General features: G+C 64.9%; 12 protein-coding genes. 8 read left to right on the top strand and 4 right to left on the bottom strand.

Annotated features, from left to right (window positions below):
* The first annotated feature begins 42 nt into the window (after positions 1–42).
* From UAJ10_RS02130 to UAJ10_RS02115, 4 genes are read left to right on the top strand one after another with little or no spacing between them, the layout of a single operon-like run.
* Entirely contained in the window at positions 43–837 is a 795-nt protein-coding gene (locus tag UAJ10_RS02130; RefSeq protein WP_322913722.1) for a TnsA endonuclease N-terminal domain-containing protein, read from the top strand.
* Between the two features lie 35 nt (positions 838–872).
* Entirely contained in the window at positions 873–3056 is a 2184-nt protein-coding gene (locus tag UAJ10_RS02125; protein ID WP_322913721.1) for a Mu transposase C-terminal domain-containing protein, read from the top strand.
* Positions 3053–4072, top strand: a complete 1020-nt coding sequence (locus UAJ10_RS02120; RefSeq protein ID WP_322913720.1) for an ATP-binding protein — start codon at positions 3053–3055, stop codon at positions 4070–4072. The genes UAJ10_RS02125 and UAJ10_RS02120 overlap by 4 nt, the downstream gene beginning before the upstream one ends.
* A complete protein-coding gene (locus UAJ10_RS02115) occupies positions 4069–5889 on the top strand; it encodes a TniQ family protein (protein WP_322913719.1) in 1821 nt (606 codons plus the stop codon). Before UAJ10_RS02120 ends, UAJ10_RS02115 begins: the two co-directional genes overlap by 4 nt.
* Positions 5890–6067: 178 nt before the next feature.
* Here UAJ10_RS02115 and UAJ10_RS02110 read toward each other — a convergent pair whose 3' ends face one another.
* The 4 genes from UAJ10_RS02110 to UAJ10_RS02095 form a co-directional block, all read right to left on the bottom strand.
* On the bottom strand, positions 6068–7216 hold the full coding sequence (locus UAJ10_RS02110) for an acyltransferase family protein (RefSeq protein ID WP_322913718.1): 1149 nt from the start codon (positions 7214–7216) through the stop codon (positions 6068–6070).
* A gap of 66 nt (positions 7217–7282) precedes the next feature.
* Entirely contained in the window at positions 7283–8371 is a 1089-nt protein-coding gene (locus tag UAJ10_RS02105) for a LacI family DNA-binding transcriptional regulator (RefSeq protein WP_322913717.1), read from the bottom strand.
* 121 nt (positions 8372–8492) lie between these two features.
* Positions 8493–8966, bottom strand: coding sequence for a DUF1203 domain-containing protein (locus tag UAJ10_RS02100; RefSeq protein WP_322913716.1), 474 nt, complete (start codon positions 8964–8966; stop codon positions 8493–8495).
* Positions 8967–9056: 90 nt separating this feature from the next.
* Complete coding sequence (locus UAJ10_RS02095) at positions 9057–9293, bottom strand: hypothetical protein (protein WP_322913715.1); 237 nt, start codon at positions 9291–9293, stop codon at positions 9057–9059.
* A gap of 182 nt (positions 9294–9475) precedes the next feature.
* Between UAJ10_RS02095 and UAJ10_RS02090 the strand changes: the two genes are divergently transcribed.
* The 4 genes from UAJ10_RS02090 (at position 9476) to UAJ10_RS02075 (ending at position 15358) form a co-directional block, all read left to right on the top strand.
* On the top strand, positions 9476–10414 hold the full coding sequence (locus UAJ10_RS02090) for a LysR substrate-binding domain-containing protein (protein WP_322913714.1): 939 nt from the start codon (positions 9476–9478) through the stop codon (positions 10412–10414).
* 98 nt (positions 10415–10512) lie between these two features.
* A complete protein-coding gene (locus UAJ10_RS02085; protein WP_322913713.1) occupies positions 10513–11343 on the top strand; it encodes a class I SAM-dependent methyltransferase in 831 nt (276 codons plus the stop codon).
* A gap of 354 nt (positions 11344–11697) precedes the next feature.
* A complete protein-coding gene (locus UAJ10_RS02080; protein WP_322913712.1) occupies positions 11698–14724 on the top strand; it encodes a TonB-dependent receptor domain-containing protein in 3027 nt (1008 codons plus the stop codon).
* Positions 14725–14848: 124 nt separating this feature from the next.
* Positions 14849–15358 carry a hypothetical protein gene (locus UAJ10_RS02075; protein WP_322913711.1) on the top strand — a complete coding sequence of 170 codons (510 nt, stop codon included), beginning with the start codon at positions 14849–14851 and terminating at the stop codon, positions 15356–15358.
* Positions 15359–15397 lie beyond the last annotated feature (39 nt).

The raw sequence follows: 15397 nt of genomic DNA, 5'->3' as shown, positions 1-15397 counted from the left end.
CCGGCGGCGTCAGCGAAGGCGGCTTCCGGGACGGAGGCTGACATGACGAAGGAACGCGCCATCGCGCGCCATCTTCACGCCCGCCGACAAGGCAGGGTCGGGCCGGCAATCTTGCCGGCCACCACCACCACCTTCCTAGAACCGGACACGGACCATACGTCCGATAGCGGCATCTGGTCACCGCCAGCAGCCACGACGGCAAGCCGCCAGCCACCAGCCCGATCACGCGCCTCGTTCCGCGGTGAACTGTTCTACGACCGCGCCAACCGCACCATGGTCTTCGAAAGCCGGCTAGAAATGGACCTGGCCTGCATCCTGATGACCGATCATCGGGTGGTGGGGATCGAGGACCAGCCGCCCGAGGTCGAATACGTCGACCCGAACGGCCTCCGTAGAGGGCACACCTTCGACTTCCGGGTCACTCTGTTTGACGGTGCCAGGATCGCCATTGCCGTCAAGCCATCCTCCAAGATCGAGCGGAGCCGGATCAGGGAAATCCTGTCCCTGATCCGGCTGCAGGTACCGGACTTCGCAGATCGATTTACCGTTCTGGCAGAGGACAAGATCACCAAGTCCAGGGCGGACGCCGCACGGACCATCATCTGGGCGCGGCGACAGCGTAGCCAGGCCGACATCGACGTGGTCGCCAAGGTCGTCTCGACGCTACGCGGCAGACTCCCAATCGCGGATCTTGTCCGAATGGCCGGCATTGGCCCGCGAGGCTACGTCGCCACGGCATGCCTCATCGACGAGGGCTGCCTGAGACTGGCAGGCAGGGGTCCGATCCAACCTGAAGCCATGGTGGAGCCTACGCAACCTCCGCTTCGCCGTCACTGAAACCGCTCAGGCACACCGAGACCAGGAGAACCATCATGCGCAGCCGTCACCTGCTTTCCCTTGTCGCCACCGCGGCGGCCCCCTTTCGCCTGACCGAATTCGACAAGGTCACGATCAACGGTGTCGAATACAGGCCGGAACATATGGGCGAATTCGGACACACGCTCCGACGCCTCGACCACGACGACGTGTTCGAAAGCTTTTCCCATGAGGAAATCCACACCCTCCACAGGCAATCCAGGCTCAAGGTCGACCGCGGCTGGTTCACCCGCACGTCGGCCCGCCTGCGGACCAGCCAGAAGGTCGAAAGCCTGCCGGACCTGCCCCAGGAGGTGCTGCGCACAGTCCTTTGGCGCCAAGCCTTCTGCGACCGCTTCCTGGCCATGGTACAGGAAAGGAAGGCGACGCGATCGGACGCGTCGATGGCCGCTGCCATCGCAGCCATCAACCGCAATGTCGCAGCCGACCTGCTCCGCCGGCAGGGAGGCAGCGGCCGATGCGGCACCGTCCTCGAAATCCCCGTGCCGCCGCGTCCCAGCACGCTCCGCCTTTGGCTGAAGGCTTACCGCGACACCGGCTTCGATCCCCTGGCGCTGATCCCTGGAAAGGGCGGCAACATCCGTCCGCGCAAGGACGCCGAGTCCTGGGAATTCGCCGCGCGCCATGCGGAGGAGTACGCGAGTTCTGAAAGACGGACCAAGTCAGCACTGTTCGCGCAATACAACGCGGCACTGGCCATCGAGAACGAACGGCGGCTGACGGAAGGGCGGCTTCCGTACCAATCCGTCAGTCATCGTACCTTCGACAAGATGGTGGACGCGATCGATCCCTTCCACGTCGCCGTCGGCCGCGAAGGCTGGGAAAAGGCCCGCCGCATGTTCGGCGCCGTAAACGGCGGCAAGTTCGTGACCCGGCCACTGGAGCGGATCGAGATGGATGAGATGCAGTTCGACCTGCACGTGCTTCTCATCAAGGCCGGCGTCTGGTCCAGCCTCTCCAAGGAACAGCAGAAGGCGGTCGGGAAGCTGCGGCCCTGGCTTTCCCTTGCCATCGACTGCGCCACGCGATGCATCCTCGCGATGCGCCTGACTATGGATGCCCCGTCGCCATCCAGCGCCATCGCCACCCTGGAGATGGTCGTATCGGACAAGTCCCACCTGAGCGCCGCCGCCGGTGCCAAGACGCGCTGGGACATGGCCGGGACCTTCGACGAGGTCGTCATGGATTCCGGATCGGCCTTCATCGCCGACCTGACCAAGGGCGTTATCGCCGCGCTCAAGGCCAGGGCCGTCTACCCGCCGGCCGGTCTGCCGGAGATGAGGGGAACGGTGGAAAGGATCTTCGGAACCCTCCAGCGACAATTCACCCGGAATTTCACCGGCCAGACATTCGAGAACGTCGTCGCCAAAGGCGACTACGATTCAGAAGAGAACGCCAGCATCGACATCGAGGAACTGAACCGGACCCTAATCCTGTGGGTGCTCGACTGCTACCACAACACCCCTCACGCCGGCCTGGCGGGTGAGACGCCGCGCAACGCGTGGCTGCGCCTTACCAAGCAGTACGGCGCAGCCCCGCCGCCGAACGCCACCCAGCGCAGGAACATCTTCGGGATCGTGTGCGAGCGGCGCATCCAGGCCGGCGGCGTATGCGTCCTGGGGATCCACTACCAGTCGCGGGAACTGCAACAGCTTCGCCGGACCTTCAGGAATCAGGCCGTCAGGGTCCGGGTGGACCGCTTCGACCTCGGTGCGATTTCCGTCCAGGCCCCGGACGGCCAATGGCTTTCGGTGAAGCCCGCGGTGGGAGGACTGGATCTCGCCGGTGTCACCTGGCGGGAATGGCGCGCCGCCACGGAGGAACTGCGCCGTCGCCATGCGGACATGGCCAAGGCCTCCGCCTCCGCCGTCAACGCCGCCATCCTGGCCATCCGGGACTCCAGCACGGCGGCGGCTGAACGGGCCGAACTGGGCAAGGTGATCCTCCGTGGTGAGGATTTCGACGCCTTCGACCGCAAGCTCGGGAAGCCCTTCGAGTTCGTCACGGGCGGGCAAGGCATCGAGGAGTCCGACGGTGAGGACGACGACATCTTCGGATGGACGGACGGGGGCGCCGCCTTGCCGGCGGGACCTCCTATGGACCGGACACCGCTGCCGGAGCCGGCCGCTGATGTCGACGACGATGCGTGCGAGGACTGGGTCACGGAGGCGGACGAATGACGATCGACCGTGAGATTCGCTGCGAACTGATGGAGCGGCTTCACGCGCCATTCTTCAGGACCGGCCGGGACAAGCATCTCGAAAAGGAAATGCTGCATTTGGTGGACTGGATGTTCGTATCCGCCAAGCTGCCCCGCCCGGAAGGAAGATTGCTGGTGGTCGCCGGCCCGTCCGGGGCTGGGAAGACCCTATCCATCAATCAGTGCCTCAGGAGGGTTCCATCCGTGAAGGAGCAGGGGCTGTTGTCGGTGCTGACGCCGTCCCCCTGTACCCTGAAGGCCCTGGGGTGGGCCTTCCTCGACGCCATGGACTATGAACTGGAAACCGAACGCGCTGACCACCTCATCTGGAAGATGGTCAGGACTCACCTGAGGAGGCATGCCATCAAGTTCGTTTGGCTCGACGAAGCCCACCACGCGATGGGTCGGGGCACAGACAAGGACCTGACGAAGATCTGCGACACGATCAAGTCCCTGCTTCAAACGGACGGCTGGCCTATCAGCCTGATCATTTCAGGGTTGCCGACTGTATCCTCCTTCGCCGGACATGACCGGCAGGTTGAACGCCGGAGCCGGACGGTCCGCTTCGACAGCCTGTCGTTCCGCCAGAACACGGACCGTCTCCGCAAATTGGTCAAGGATGTCGTATCCGACCACGGATGCATGGCGATGGACGGGATCCTCCAGGACAACGATTTCCTGGAACGCCTTTGCTCGGCGGCGGAGGGAGCGTTCGGGGAGATCATCAAGCTCTGTCGGGCGGCGGTACTTGCCGCCTTCGACCGTGGCGGACCTAGGGCAACGGTGGGCATCGAGGATTTCGCCGACGCCTATACCCATGAACGGGGCTGCCGGTTGAACGGGAACATCTTCCTGCTCAACGGTTGGCAGGAGGTGCAGCCCGCCAATTCCCGCCTCGACGACCTGCAGGAGCCTTCGGATAGGACACGCACACGTCCGGAGGGCGGCCAAGGCCGACACGGGGGGCAACAGGCCAGACGGAGAGCGCGGTCATGACCTTGGGCCTGATCGTACCGTATGGCGAGCATGAGACCGCCACCAGTTTCGCCAGCAGGTTGGCCATGTGGAACGGATGTCCGGACGTCCGCCGGTTCTGCGGCGATTTCTCGATGGCTTTCCGGGACGTGGTGGAGGGCCACGAGGAAACGCTCCGCCGGCTGGCGGAGATGGGCGGCGCCGACCCCGGTCTTCTGGGGCGCCATTCGTTCCGGTCCCGGGGGGAATACCTGGACATCGGCGGAGAGGTCGTCGTCCGGTCCTCGGTCAAGTGGACCCATGTACGCGCGTGCCCCCGCTGCCTCGCCGCAGATGCGGCGAGGTGGCCGCTGGAGGGGGCCGGCCCCTATCAGCGAGCCGAATGGGCGATCCGCTGGATCCGCACCTGTCCCGTCCATAACGTGGCACTTATGAGGATCGCGCGCGGCGACCGCTTCGAGGCGCTGGACTTCTCCAACGCTATCGCCGGGATCGACGTCGAGGCCTTAGCCGGCCAAGCTGCGCAGCGCCGGCCGTCAAGGCTTGAGGCCTATCTGCAGGATCGTCTCGCGGGCAAGGGCGGCAAGAGGGAATCATGGCTCGATGATTTCCCGCTGCACGTCGTAGGACGCCTCTGTGAGGCCGTCGGTGCCGTCCTGGCGGAGGGGTGCTTGACGGACCCGCTGATCGCATCCGACAATTTTCTACATCGTGCCGGTGACGCGGGCTTCAACCTGCTGGAAAGCGGAGAGAATGGCTTGTTCCAGTTTCTGGAACAGGCGATCGAGCCCTTTTGGAAGGGCCGGAACGAGGCAAGGGCAACGGCCTTGTTCAAGCACCTGCATCGGTTGCTGACCGACGGCGACGAGCCGTCCTACGGGCGGCTGCGAACCATGGTCCGGGAGTGGCTCCTGGACAGGCTGCCTGCCGACCCGGGAATGATGGTGCTGGGCGAGAAGCTGGAGACGCGACGCCTGTGGTCCATTCACGCGGCTCGGAAGGCGACAGGTGTGCACCGTAAACGTCTCCGCTCCTTGCTGCACAGCATGGATATCATCACTGAGAGTCAGAGAAACTCCAGCGATGACCGCATCGTTTTCAAGGCCGATAAGAAGAGCGAGCGGGCGTTGCACATCACGCAAAATTCCATGGGCATAGAGACAGCAAGATTGTATATCAGTACATCTAAAAAGAATATGAAGTCGATCGTGGATGGTGGCTTGATTAAGCCATACAAGAAGATCGAAAATGGCTCCAATTCTGAATATCTTTTCCTCAAAGAAGATTTGGAAAATTTCATGAAATCCATCATTGATCAATGCCAAAACGATCTTGCTGACGGCAAGCAGCGCTATGACGTCGCCAAGACATCTGTCGTTGCGAGAAGTTCGGAACTTGAGCTGTTTTCCATGAATATCAATAAGCAATTGACGGAATCATCAATGGGCAATGGCCGAAATGGCCTCTCGGATATTATGTTCGACATCGAAGAAGTTTCATTGGTAGTAAATAACAAGAGAAAGAAGCCGTCGCTATCGTCGCTTGATATTTGCAAGGAAACTGGGTTTGGATATGGAATCGTAAGGAAATTGATAAAAGACGGCCATCTTCCGGTCTTCAAAGAAAGAAATGGGCTTACAAACGTAGAGCGTTTGGTCACATCAAGAGAGGATTTTGAGGAATTTATAAAGAAATACGTATCACATCGTGAATTAATGAAGAAACTTGGCGCATCAAGTCGGGAACTAAACTCAATCTCAAGATCAAAGAATATATCGGCGGCATTTCGCATTGGGCGTTACAGATTTTATCTTCGTTGTGACATAGCCAATTTTTGACACTATCTCGGGAGAAGGCCGGATCATCGTGATGATGGTCCGGCTTTTTTACGTCTCCCCAATGCTGCGAATTTCGCCGACAATGAAGAGTCGCCTCATAAAATATCGTTTTATTTCAGTTAGTTATGTTAGAGGTCGCGCAAAGAGTTGCTGCCAATCACACACCGGCTTGGGGGCCTCAATAGCGCCGCAGCCAGCGGCGGACAGGCATGTCCCAGAGGGTGGAGGACGCCCAGGCGACCAGCAGTTCGAAGGGGATCAGGGCCAAGGCCACGGCGGTGATCACGGACGGCGCCGCGCCGCCGTGGGCGACGAAGTTGGCCCAGACGTACAGGAATGGAAAGTGGGTGATGTAGAGCGGGTAGGACAGGCGGCCCGCCACCGCGCACAGGCGGCCCAAGCCCCGGCCGGGGTTGGAATGGGCGCCGGTCATGACCAGGGCTGGGAACAGCAGGAGGACGCACGCGGCCTCATAGACGCCATTGAGCTTCACGCCGCCCACCTCCGGCAGGCTGGGGGCGGCGAAGGCCAGGATGAGCAGCAGCGACAAGGGCAGATAGCCGACCCGCGAGCGGGGCAGGCGATCGTGCACGCGGTAAAGCCACAGGCCGGTCAGGAAGGGGAAGCAGAGGCGTACCGGCGCCATGCCCAAATTGTCCCAGCCATAGCCCCGGTCCAGCGTGCCGATGGTCACGGCGCAGGCGGCCAGCACCAGACCGGCCAGCACCGCCAGGATGCCCAGGGCACGGGTCGGCAGGCGACGCAACACCAGGGCGTAGGCGATGTTGGCGATGTATTCCTGGAACAGCGTCCAGGAGGCGCCGTTCAGGGTGTGGGTGTCCAGCCAGCGATTGGGCAGGGGCCAAGTGGGCAGTAACAGCAGCCCCATGCCCAGCGCCACCAGCAGCGCCCCCACCGACGCGTTCTGCGTGTCCCCGGCGAACGGATCCAGAATATAGGCGCCGAAGCCGAACAAAGTGCCCAGGATCACCAGCGGATGCAGGCGGAACAGCCGCGCCTTCAGGAAACCCGCCACGCCCATGCGCCCCCAGCGGTCGTCATAGGCGTAGCCGATGACGAAGCCGGACAGGGCGAAGAAGAAATCCACCGCCAGATAGGCGTGTGGCAGCATCAGGCGCCCCTGCGCGAAATCGACCGTGATGCCCTGGATGTGATACAGCACCACCAGCATCGCCGCCGTGCCGCGCAGGCCGTCCAGCACCTCGAAATGCTGTTTGCCGGTGGCGGTCGTGGCGACGGCATCGCCCGCCCCGGCGGCGTCCGTTGGCGCCCCATCGGCCTGAAAATCGCGCGCGGTCACTCCCATCTCGGCCCCCACATGATGTTCATGGGGCGGAGGATGGTGGGTTTAACGATAAACCAGAAGCGGAATTTACACCGGCCGCACGGAGCCGCGTTCCACCAGCGTGAAGTCCAGCACGACGTCGCGCGGCGCCTTGGCCGGGGCGGTTCCGGCCGCCATAGCCACTGCCGTCCCCGCTGCCATCCCCGCTGCCGGCTGCTTGCCCAAGGCCTCGATCAGCAGGTCGATGGCGCGGTTGGCCATGTCCTTGATGGGCTGGCGCACCGTGGTCAGCGCCGGCCAGACCCGGGTGGCCACCAGCGTGTCGTCGAAGCCGGTGACGGCCAGGTCGCGGGGCGGCACGAGCCCCCGCCGGTGCGCGGCCCACAGGGCGGCGGCGGCCATGTCGTCGTTGGCCGCCATGATGGCGTCCGGCCGGGGATCGAGATCCAGGAGGGTATCGGCGGCGATAAGGCCCGTTTCGAAACTGAAACGACCCTCTGCGCACAAGGCCGACTGGAAGGGGATGTCATGGCCCGCCAGGGCCGCCTTGTACCCTTCCAGCCGGGCGACGCTGTCGGAATGGCCGGCGGGGCCGGTGAGGATGGCGATGCGACGATAGCCGCGGGCGATCAGCAGTTCGGTCACCGCCCGGCCCGCCGCGTGGTTGTCGATGCGCACCGTCGCCATGTCGGGCAGGGTGCCGGCCGTGGCGATGGCCGCCGACGGCACCGCCAGGGCGCGGAAGGCCGGCGCGCCGGTCAGCAGTTCGGCGAAGGGCGGGATGAGCAGCAGCGCGTCGGCGCCCGAGCGCACCAGCGACTGGGCCACGGCCACCGCCGTGTCCGGGGTGGCGTCAGCGGCGCGGCGCACCATCAGTTGCAGGCCCTTCTCCGCCGCCGCGGCCGACACCTCGCCATGCGCCAGGCTGAGGAACATGCTTTCGATGTCGAGGTAGATCAGCCCGATGCGCGCCGGGGCCGCCCCCACCAGATGGCGGGCCGCCTGGCTGGGCACATAGCCCATTTCCTCGATGATGGCGCCGACCCGGGCGCGGGTGGATTCCCCCACCTTGCCGGTGCGGTTGACGACGTTGGACACGGTCATGGCGGACACGCCTGCGCGCTGGGCCACGTCCTGGATGGTCACCCTGTCCCGCTGCTGCCGCGACCGCCGCATCCGTCCGCTGATCCGTCATCCTGGCCGCCGGCATGGCGACGGCGCCCCACCGGGCTGGCGGGGCGCTGATATTCCCCTGCCCGGGGATGGCGACGCAAGCGCCTTACCCGGGAAAGCGGCATCACGCCCTGTCGATCCGTGCGGCATAGCAGCCGTATTTGGCGTAATGGGCGTGGATGTAGGCCACGTCCGGCCGGTCCATCAGACGGCGGATGACGGGAATGGCCTCCGCCCCGTCCACCAGGTCGGCGGTCACGATCATATGACCCGCGTCAAAGCAGCGGAGGGACAGGATGCGCCGCCGCAAGGCCGGCGGCAGGACGTCCACCGTGCGGCATGCCACATCCACGCCCTCGCGCACATAGATGGCGTGGGCGGAGCGATAGGGGGTGAAGGCCGGCTGGTGCTGATGGTTCACCAGCACCACACGCTCCCCCGGCCGGGCATCATCCAGGCTGACGCGGCAGGGGAAGGCCCCGGGGGCATCCACCGCCTGGCGGCGCGCGCCAGCGGCCAGCAGGCCGACCTCATCCAGGGCGAACAGAGGGGCGAAGGGCGCCGGGTCCAGGCCGGTGACGGTGAAGGACAGGGTCATGATGATGGCAACCGATTGTGAGGTGTCGATGCGCCCACCCTGCCCCGCGCCGCCACCGCCGCCATCCCGTTTCCTGCGGCCGAATGAGACTCAGTCGCCATAGGCGTCCGGGCCGAAAGAGGGTGGCCCGGGCTTCGCCACCTGTGTCGGCGACATCTCATCCACATCCGGCACCACCCGCACCAGGGTGCAGGGATGGCCCTGGCTGTCGAGCGCCACCGACAAGGCCGGGCGCAGCATCAGCAAGAGGATGAAGGCGAGCAGGAGCAGCCCCAGCAACGCGCGCGACAGCGCGCCGCCGGCGCCACCGGAAAGGCGGCCGGTCATGATGGAATCCTTTATGGTTTCGAGGGGCCGCCCGCGATGCGGAGCCCCGGACGGTGGAGCGTCGGTTCGTGCGATCGCTCCGTCACAGGCGAAGTATCGGTCGCCGAACCCTTGGCAACAATGTGTATTGCGCGCAGTGTGCCTTCGCCGATGACGAAGGATGATCCGCGGAGGGGGCTTCCATGCAATTCGACCTGACCGATCTGGCCCTGTTCCGCGACGTGGTGGAGGCGGGCAGCATCACCTGGGGCGCCGAACGGGCGCACCTGGCCCTTGCGGCGGCCAGCACCCGCATCCGCAACATGGAGGTGTCGCTGGGCGCCACCCTGCTGGACCGGGGACGGCACGGGGTGACACCCACCCCCGCCGGCCGCGCCCTGCTGGCCCATGCCCGCGCCATCCTGGAGCAGACGGAACGCCTGCGCGAGGATTTGAGCGTCTATGCCGGCGGGGCGGCCGGCAACGTCCGCATCCTGTCGAACACCAACGCGCTGACGGAATTCCTGCCCGAGTTGCTGAGCAGCTTCCTGAACGCCCACCCCCTGGTGTCGGTGGATGTGGAGGAACGGTTGAGCGATGAGATCGTGGCCGCCATCGCCGACGGCACCGGCGACATCGGCATCGTCGCCGGCACGGTGGAGACGGGCGACCTGGAAACCTACCCTTTCCGCCAGGACCGGTTCGTCCTGGTGGCCGCGCCCGCCCATCCGCTGGGCGGGCGCGAGACCGTGACCTTCGCCGAGGTGATGGACCACGACCTGGTGGGACTGGACCGGGCGGCGGCGCTGCAGCGCTTCCTGTCCGACCGCGCGGCCCGCGCCGGCCGGCGCCTGCGCCTGCGCGTGCAACTGCGCAGCTTCGACGGCATCTGCCGCCTGGTGGAGGGCAACGTCGGCATCGGCATCGTGCCGGAAACCACGGCGCGGCGCGCCGCCCAGACCATGGACATCCGCTGCATCGCCCTGGCCGACAGCTGGGCGGTGCGCGACCTGAAGGTCTGCACGCGCGGCCGCGCCCGCCTGCCCCGCTTCGCCAAGTTGCTGGCCGATCACCTGTTGAACACCCCGTCCGGGGGGCCGCTTCACGATGTGGGGATGGAACCACCGGTGGCTGCCCCATAGCACCGATGGGCTCTCTTCCCGTACACTTTCACGCTCATGACGACGGGCCGGCATAACGGCCCCCCAGAATGGCCCACAAGCCCCCGAGGAACACCCCCATGCGTCTGCGGCCCTTGCTTCAGCTGGCCGTCCTGGCCGGCGCCACCGCCTTCAGCCTGCCCACCCTGGGCGCCGAAGAGGCCAAGCCCGATCCCGTGCTGGCGCAGATCGTGGCCTCGCCCGCCCGCTCGCCCCAATTCCAGGCGCGCGACGCCGCCCGCCACCCCCTGCAGGAACTGGCCTTCTTTGGTCTGGCGCCGGACCAGACGGTGGTCGAGATCTCGCCCAGCGGCGGCTATTGGACGGAGATCCTTGCGCCCTACCTGCATGACCGGGGCACCTACTACGCCGCCGCCAACCCCCGGGGCACGGACAGCGCCTACGCCAACCGCGAGAACGCCGCCTTCGACGCCAAACTTGCCGCCGACCCGGCGCGCTACGGCAAGGTCAAGGTGACGGAATTCGGCCGGGGCCGGTTCGACATCGCGCCCGCCGGCAGCGCCGACCTGATCGTCACCTTCCGCAACCTGCACAATTGGATGGGCGGCGGCTACGCGGACGAGGCCATGGCGGCCTTTTATCGGGCGCTGAAGCCCGGCGGCATCCTGGGCATCGAGGATCATCGCGGCAGCGACGCCCAGGCCCAGGACCCGAAAGCAACCAGTGGTTACGTAAGGCAGGATTACGCCATCGCGCTGGCCAAGAAAGCCGGTTTCGAGCTGGTGGGCAGTTCCGAGATCAACGCCAATCCCAAGGACAGCAAGGATTGGCCGGAAGGCGTATGGACCCTGCCGCCAACCCTAGCGCTTAAGGATAAGGATCGGGATCGTTATCTGGCGGTGGGCGAGGCCGATAATTTCGTGCTGAAATTCCGGAAACCACTGCAATAAGCTGATTAGCTTATACAATATTCAGATAACAAACGAGTCTCGCGCCGCCGCCCCTGGTTGCGGCGCGTTTTCGTTTCGGTGAGACCGTGGGTGCGGCGATAGGTCACGGAATAGGCCTTAGGTAATAACATTTCCATTTTTGATACCTTTGCGTTTCTGCTGTTATCAAAAATGTGACAAAATTCGCACACCTATCGGTTGATACAGACTGTTACAAAATCCGCCGTTTACTCGATCGCACTTCTGCAAAAGAAATTGGTCGCAATCCTGCCCCACTTAACCGGGCGCCGGGCTGGCTGGACGCCGTTGGGGGGCCGGCCAACGATCAAGATAGAAGAGAGATTGAGGAGAGGCATGAGGGAGATTTCCGTCGCCGCCCGCCGTAAGGTGTGGCGCCATGGCATCGCTGCGGGCGCCCTGATGGCGCTGGCCGCGACCACCGCCCAGGCCCAGCAGAAGCAGCAGGCCGCCGCCGATGATTCCCTTGAGGAAATCGTCGTCACCGGTTCGCGCATCGCGCGCCCCAACCTGACCCAGCCCACCCCCGTCCAGGTCATCAATTCCGAGGCCATCCAGGCCACCGGCCTGACCTCGACCGTCGACGTGCTGAGCCAGCTGCCGCAGACCCAGAACGACATGGGTCCGTCGACCAACGCCCGCTTCATCAACGGCGCTGGCGTGAACTTCGCCAACCTGCGCGGCCTGGGTGAATACCGCACCCTGACCCTGGTGGACGGCAAGCGCCACGTCGGTTCGCTGTCGGGCCGCAACGGCTCGGGCGGCACCTCGCTGGTCGACCTGAACAGCATCCCGCCGGCGCTGGTCGAGCGCATCGAAGTGGTGACGGGCGGTACCTCCGCCGTGTACGGCGCCGACGCCGTGGCCGGTGTGGTCAACGTCATCACCAAGAAGAACTACGAAGGCGCCGAAGCCACCATCCAGTACAACTGGTCGGATGGGGATGGCTATCAGTCGACCGACGTCAGCGCCATCGTCGGCCACAACTTCGACGGCGGCCGCGGCAACATCACCCTGGCGGTCGACTACAACCACGACCTGGGCCTGTACGGCCGCGACCGGCCGGAAGCGCTGTACAACTACTCCCTGGTGGCCAACCCGGCCAGCAAGCTTCCCAACGACGGCATCCCCGACCGCATCACCATCTCTCCGACCCTGTCGTCGGTGTTCGCGGCCAGCGGCGCTCCGGTGATCCGTACCTTCATCCCGGGTTACGGCCAATATGCCCTGACCTTCAAGACCGATGGCTCGGGTTTGATTCCCTTCAACCGCGGCAACATCATCAACAAGCCGACGAGCAACACCAGCGCCGGTGACACGGTGTCCATCGGCGGTGATGGAGCCAACACCTCCAAGTACCTGACCCTGCGCACGCCCAACATCCGCGAAGTGGCCGATACCCTGGTCAACTATCGCCTGGCGCAGGACCTGGGCCCCATCGACACGCTGAACTTCTTCGCCGACCTGAAGTATTCCGACAGCCGTGGCACCAGCCGGTCCACGCCCATGACCAACGGCACGGGCACACCCGCCACCGGCACCAACGGTCAGTTGGGTTCCGGCGCGCTGACCATTCAGCGGGACAACGCCTATCTGCCTTCGGATCTGAAGGCCATCCTGGCGGCGAACCCGTCAATTCCCAACCTCACCATCACCCGTCTGAACGAAGACTGGTATGGCCCGCGCGAATACGCCTACGAATACGAGGTGATGCGCGGCGTGTTCGGCCTGAACGGTGACCTCACCAACGGCTGGCACTACGAGGCCTATTACGATTACGGCCGCAACCGCACCAGCTTCGTGAACACCGACAAGGTCGTCAGCCTGTTCAACCAGCAGCTGGACGCCGTGAACGTGGGCGGCAAGATCGTTTGCCGCGACGCCACCGCCCAGGCCAACGGTTGCGTCCCCATCAACCCGTTCGTCGTCGGCCCGCTGACCGCCGCGCAGAAGGCCTACGCCTACACCTACACCAAGGAAATGGCGACGCTGCAGCAGCACGACGCCGCCTTCAACCTGAACGGCGACCTGTTCAAGTTCCCGGCGCTGTTCACCGGCACCATGGCCCCGGTCAGCTTCGCCGCCGGCGTCGAGTACCGGAAGGAAGAGTCGGTGGACAAGACCGACTTCCTGCAGAACCAGCCCACCGGTACCATCTACGGCAACCAGAACGGTTCCGTCTCCGGCAGCTACGACACCACGGAAGTGTACGGTGAGTTGAGCGTCCCCGTCCTGCGCGACCTGCCGTTCGCCAAGGCCGTGGACCTGGACCTGGCCTATCGTTACTCCGACTACTCGCTGGCCGGTCCCGCCAGCACCTGGAACGTCCAGGCCGGCTGGGCCGTCAACGACGACGTGAAGCTGCGCGGCGGCATCGCCCGCGCGGTGCGCGCGCCCAACATCGACGACCTGTTCACCCCGGCCGGCGACAACTTCCTGGGCGTCAGCGATCCTTGCTCGATTGAGAACATCCACGCCAGTGCGACCCGCTTTGCGAACTGCTCGGCCGTGGTTCCCGCTAACTATAAGTCCAGCGACTTCGGCAACCCGTCCACCCGCACGGGCGGCAACATCAACCTGAAGCCGGAAATCGGCCGCACCCTGACGGCCGGCGCCGTGTTCACGCCGACCTTCATCCCGGGCCTGAACGTCACCGCCGACTACTGGTTGGTGAAGATCACCCAGGGCCAGGCGGCGCTGACCTCCAACTCCATCCTGACCAACTGCTATGATCTGAGCGCCGCCGCGCAGTGCGGCCTGATCACCCGCCGTGCGGACGGTTCCATCGCCACCATCTATGGCAACACCGTCAACATCGGTAAGGAAGTGGTGCGCGGTCTGGACTTCCAGGTCGACTACGCCTTCGAACTGGACAAGGTTGGCCTGGAGAACATGGGCGGCCTGAACCTGGGCTTCACCGGTTCCTGGGTTCCGGAAAGCATCATCATCCAGGACCCGGCCCACGCCGAGAACAAGCTGTACCGCGCCGGCACCGTCGGTTATCCGCACCTGAAGGGCCGCTTCACCGGCACCTGGGATTGGAACAACCTGTCGGTCACCTGGTCCAGCCGCTTCATCGGCGAGTCCGAGACCTTCCCGAACTCCACTGCTGAAATCGCTGATTTCAACAAGATCCCGACCTACTGGTACCACGACGTCTCCGCCCGCTACCGCTGGAAGAACATCACGGTGTTCGGCGGTATCAACAACCTGGCGGACAAGATGCCCCCGGCCGTGCCCTTCCTGTACCAGGGCTCGTACCAGGGCGGTTCGTACGCCACGTTCCCGGTCACCACGGGTGGCGGCGGTTCGTACGACATCGTCGGCCGTACCTTCTTCGTCGGTACGACGGTGAAGTTCTGATGAGTGCGGGGGCCGGGCGGCGACGCCGGGCCCCCATCCTCGAAAGTCGGGGCCGCGATCGGGAAACCGGTCCGGCCCCTTTCGCGTTCAGCCCCCCTTGGTGGCGGGGTATGGGAGAAAATGGATGAGGCACGCCCGCATTGCCGCCCCCCTCGCGGCGGCCCTCTTGGCCCTGGCCGCACCGGCCCAGGCGGCGACCGCCCCCGGCGCCGCCGGCGAGGTGGTGGCCTGCAAGAAGATCGCCGACCGGGACCAGCGCCTGGCCTGCTTCGACAAGAGCAGCGATGGCTTGGAGGCGGAGATGAAGAAGGCGGCGGAGCCCACGTTCGGCAGCCCGCCCAGCGCCAAGGCCGACCAGACCGAGGCCACCTTCGGCAAGCACGAGCCGCCCCCGCCGCCCGTCGCGGTGGAACTGGACAACATCCAGTCCCGCATCGTCTCCATGCGCCCCGACCCCGCCGGCCGGCCCATCTTCACCCTGGAAAACGGCCAGGTCTGGCGCTCGCAGGAAAACGCCCGCATCCACCTGAAGGGCGGCGAGGTCGCCACCGTGTCCCGTTCCATGCTGGGCATGGGCTATCAGCTGCAGGTGGGCGACATGTCCTACAGCCTGAGCGTGGTGCGCGACCGCTAAAAAGGCGGCGGCTTGAAAGAGGGGCGGGGACGCATTCCC

Source organism: Nitrospirillum guaranorum (assembly GCF_034653275.1).
Classification (GTDB): Bacteria; Pseudomonadota; Alphaproteobacteria; order Azospirillales; family Azospirillaceae; genus Nitrospirillum.
Note: the sequence above shows the minus strand (reverse complement) of the source record. Positions and strands in the feature narration are given on the sequence as shown.

Excerpts from the sequence above, each read along its gene's own strand:
- UAJ10_RS02080 (WP_322913712.1), top strand. The coding sequence starts at position 11,698 with ATGAGGGAGATTTCCGTCGCCGCCCGCCGTAAGGTGTGGCGCCATGGC.
- UAJ10_RS02075 (WP_322913711.1), top strand. The coding sequence starts at position 14,849 with ATGAGGCACGCCCGCATTGCCGCCCCCCTCGCGGCGGCCCTCTTGGCC.
- UAJ10_RS02090 (WP_322913714.1), top strand. The coding sequence starts at position 9,476 with ATGCAATTCGACCTGACCGATCTGGCCCTGTTCCGCGACGTGGTGGAG.
- UAJ10_RS02105 (WP_322913717.1), bottom strand. The coding sequence starts at position 8,371 with ATGCGGCGGTCGCGGCAGCAGCGGGACAGGGTGACCATCCAGGACGTG.
- UAJ10_RS02110 (WP_322913718.1), bottom strand. The coding sequence starts at position 7,216 with ATGGGAGTGACCGCGCGCGATTTTCAGGCCGATGGGGCGCCAACGGAC.
- UAJ10_RS02115 (WP_322913719.1), top strand. The coding sequence starts at position 4,069 with ATGACCTTGGGCCTGATCGTACCGTATGGCGAGCATGAGACCGCCACC.
- UAJ10_RS02130 (WP_322913722.1), top strand. The coding sequence starts at position 43 with ATGACGAAGGAACGCGCCATCGCGCGCCATCTTCACGCCCGCCGACAA.
- UAJ10_RS02095 (WP_322913715.1), bottom strand. The coding sequence starts at position 9,293 with ATGACCGGCCGCCTTTCCGGTGGCGCCGGCGGCGCGCTGTCGCGCGCG.
- UAJ10_RS02125 (WP_322913721.1), top strand. The coding sequence starts at position 873 with ATGCGCAGCCGTCACCTGCTTTCCCTTGTCGCCACCGCGGCGGCCCCC.
- UAJ10_RS02100 (WP_322913716.1), bottom strand. The coding sequence starts at position 8,966 with ATGACCCTGTCCTTCACCGTCACCGGCCTGGACCCGGCGCCCTTCGCC.
- UAJ10_RS02085 (WP_322913713.1), top strand. The coding sequence starts at position 10,513 with ATGCGTCTGCGGCCCTTGCTTCAGCTGGCCGTCCTGGCCGGCGCCACC.
- UAJ10_RS02120 (WP_322913720.1), top strand. The coding sequence starts at position 3,053 with ATGACGATCGACCGTGAGATTCGCTGCGAACTGATGGAGCGGCTTCAC.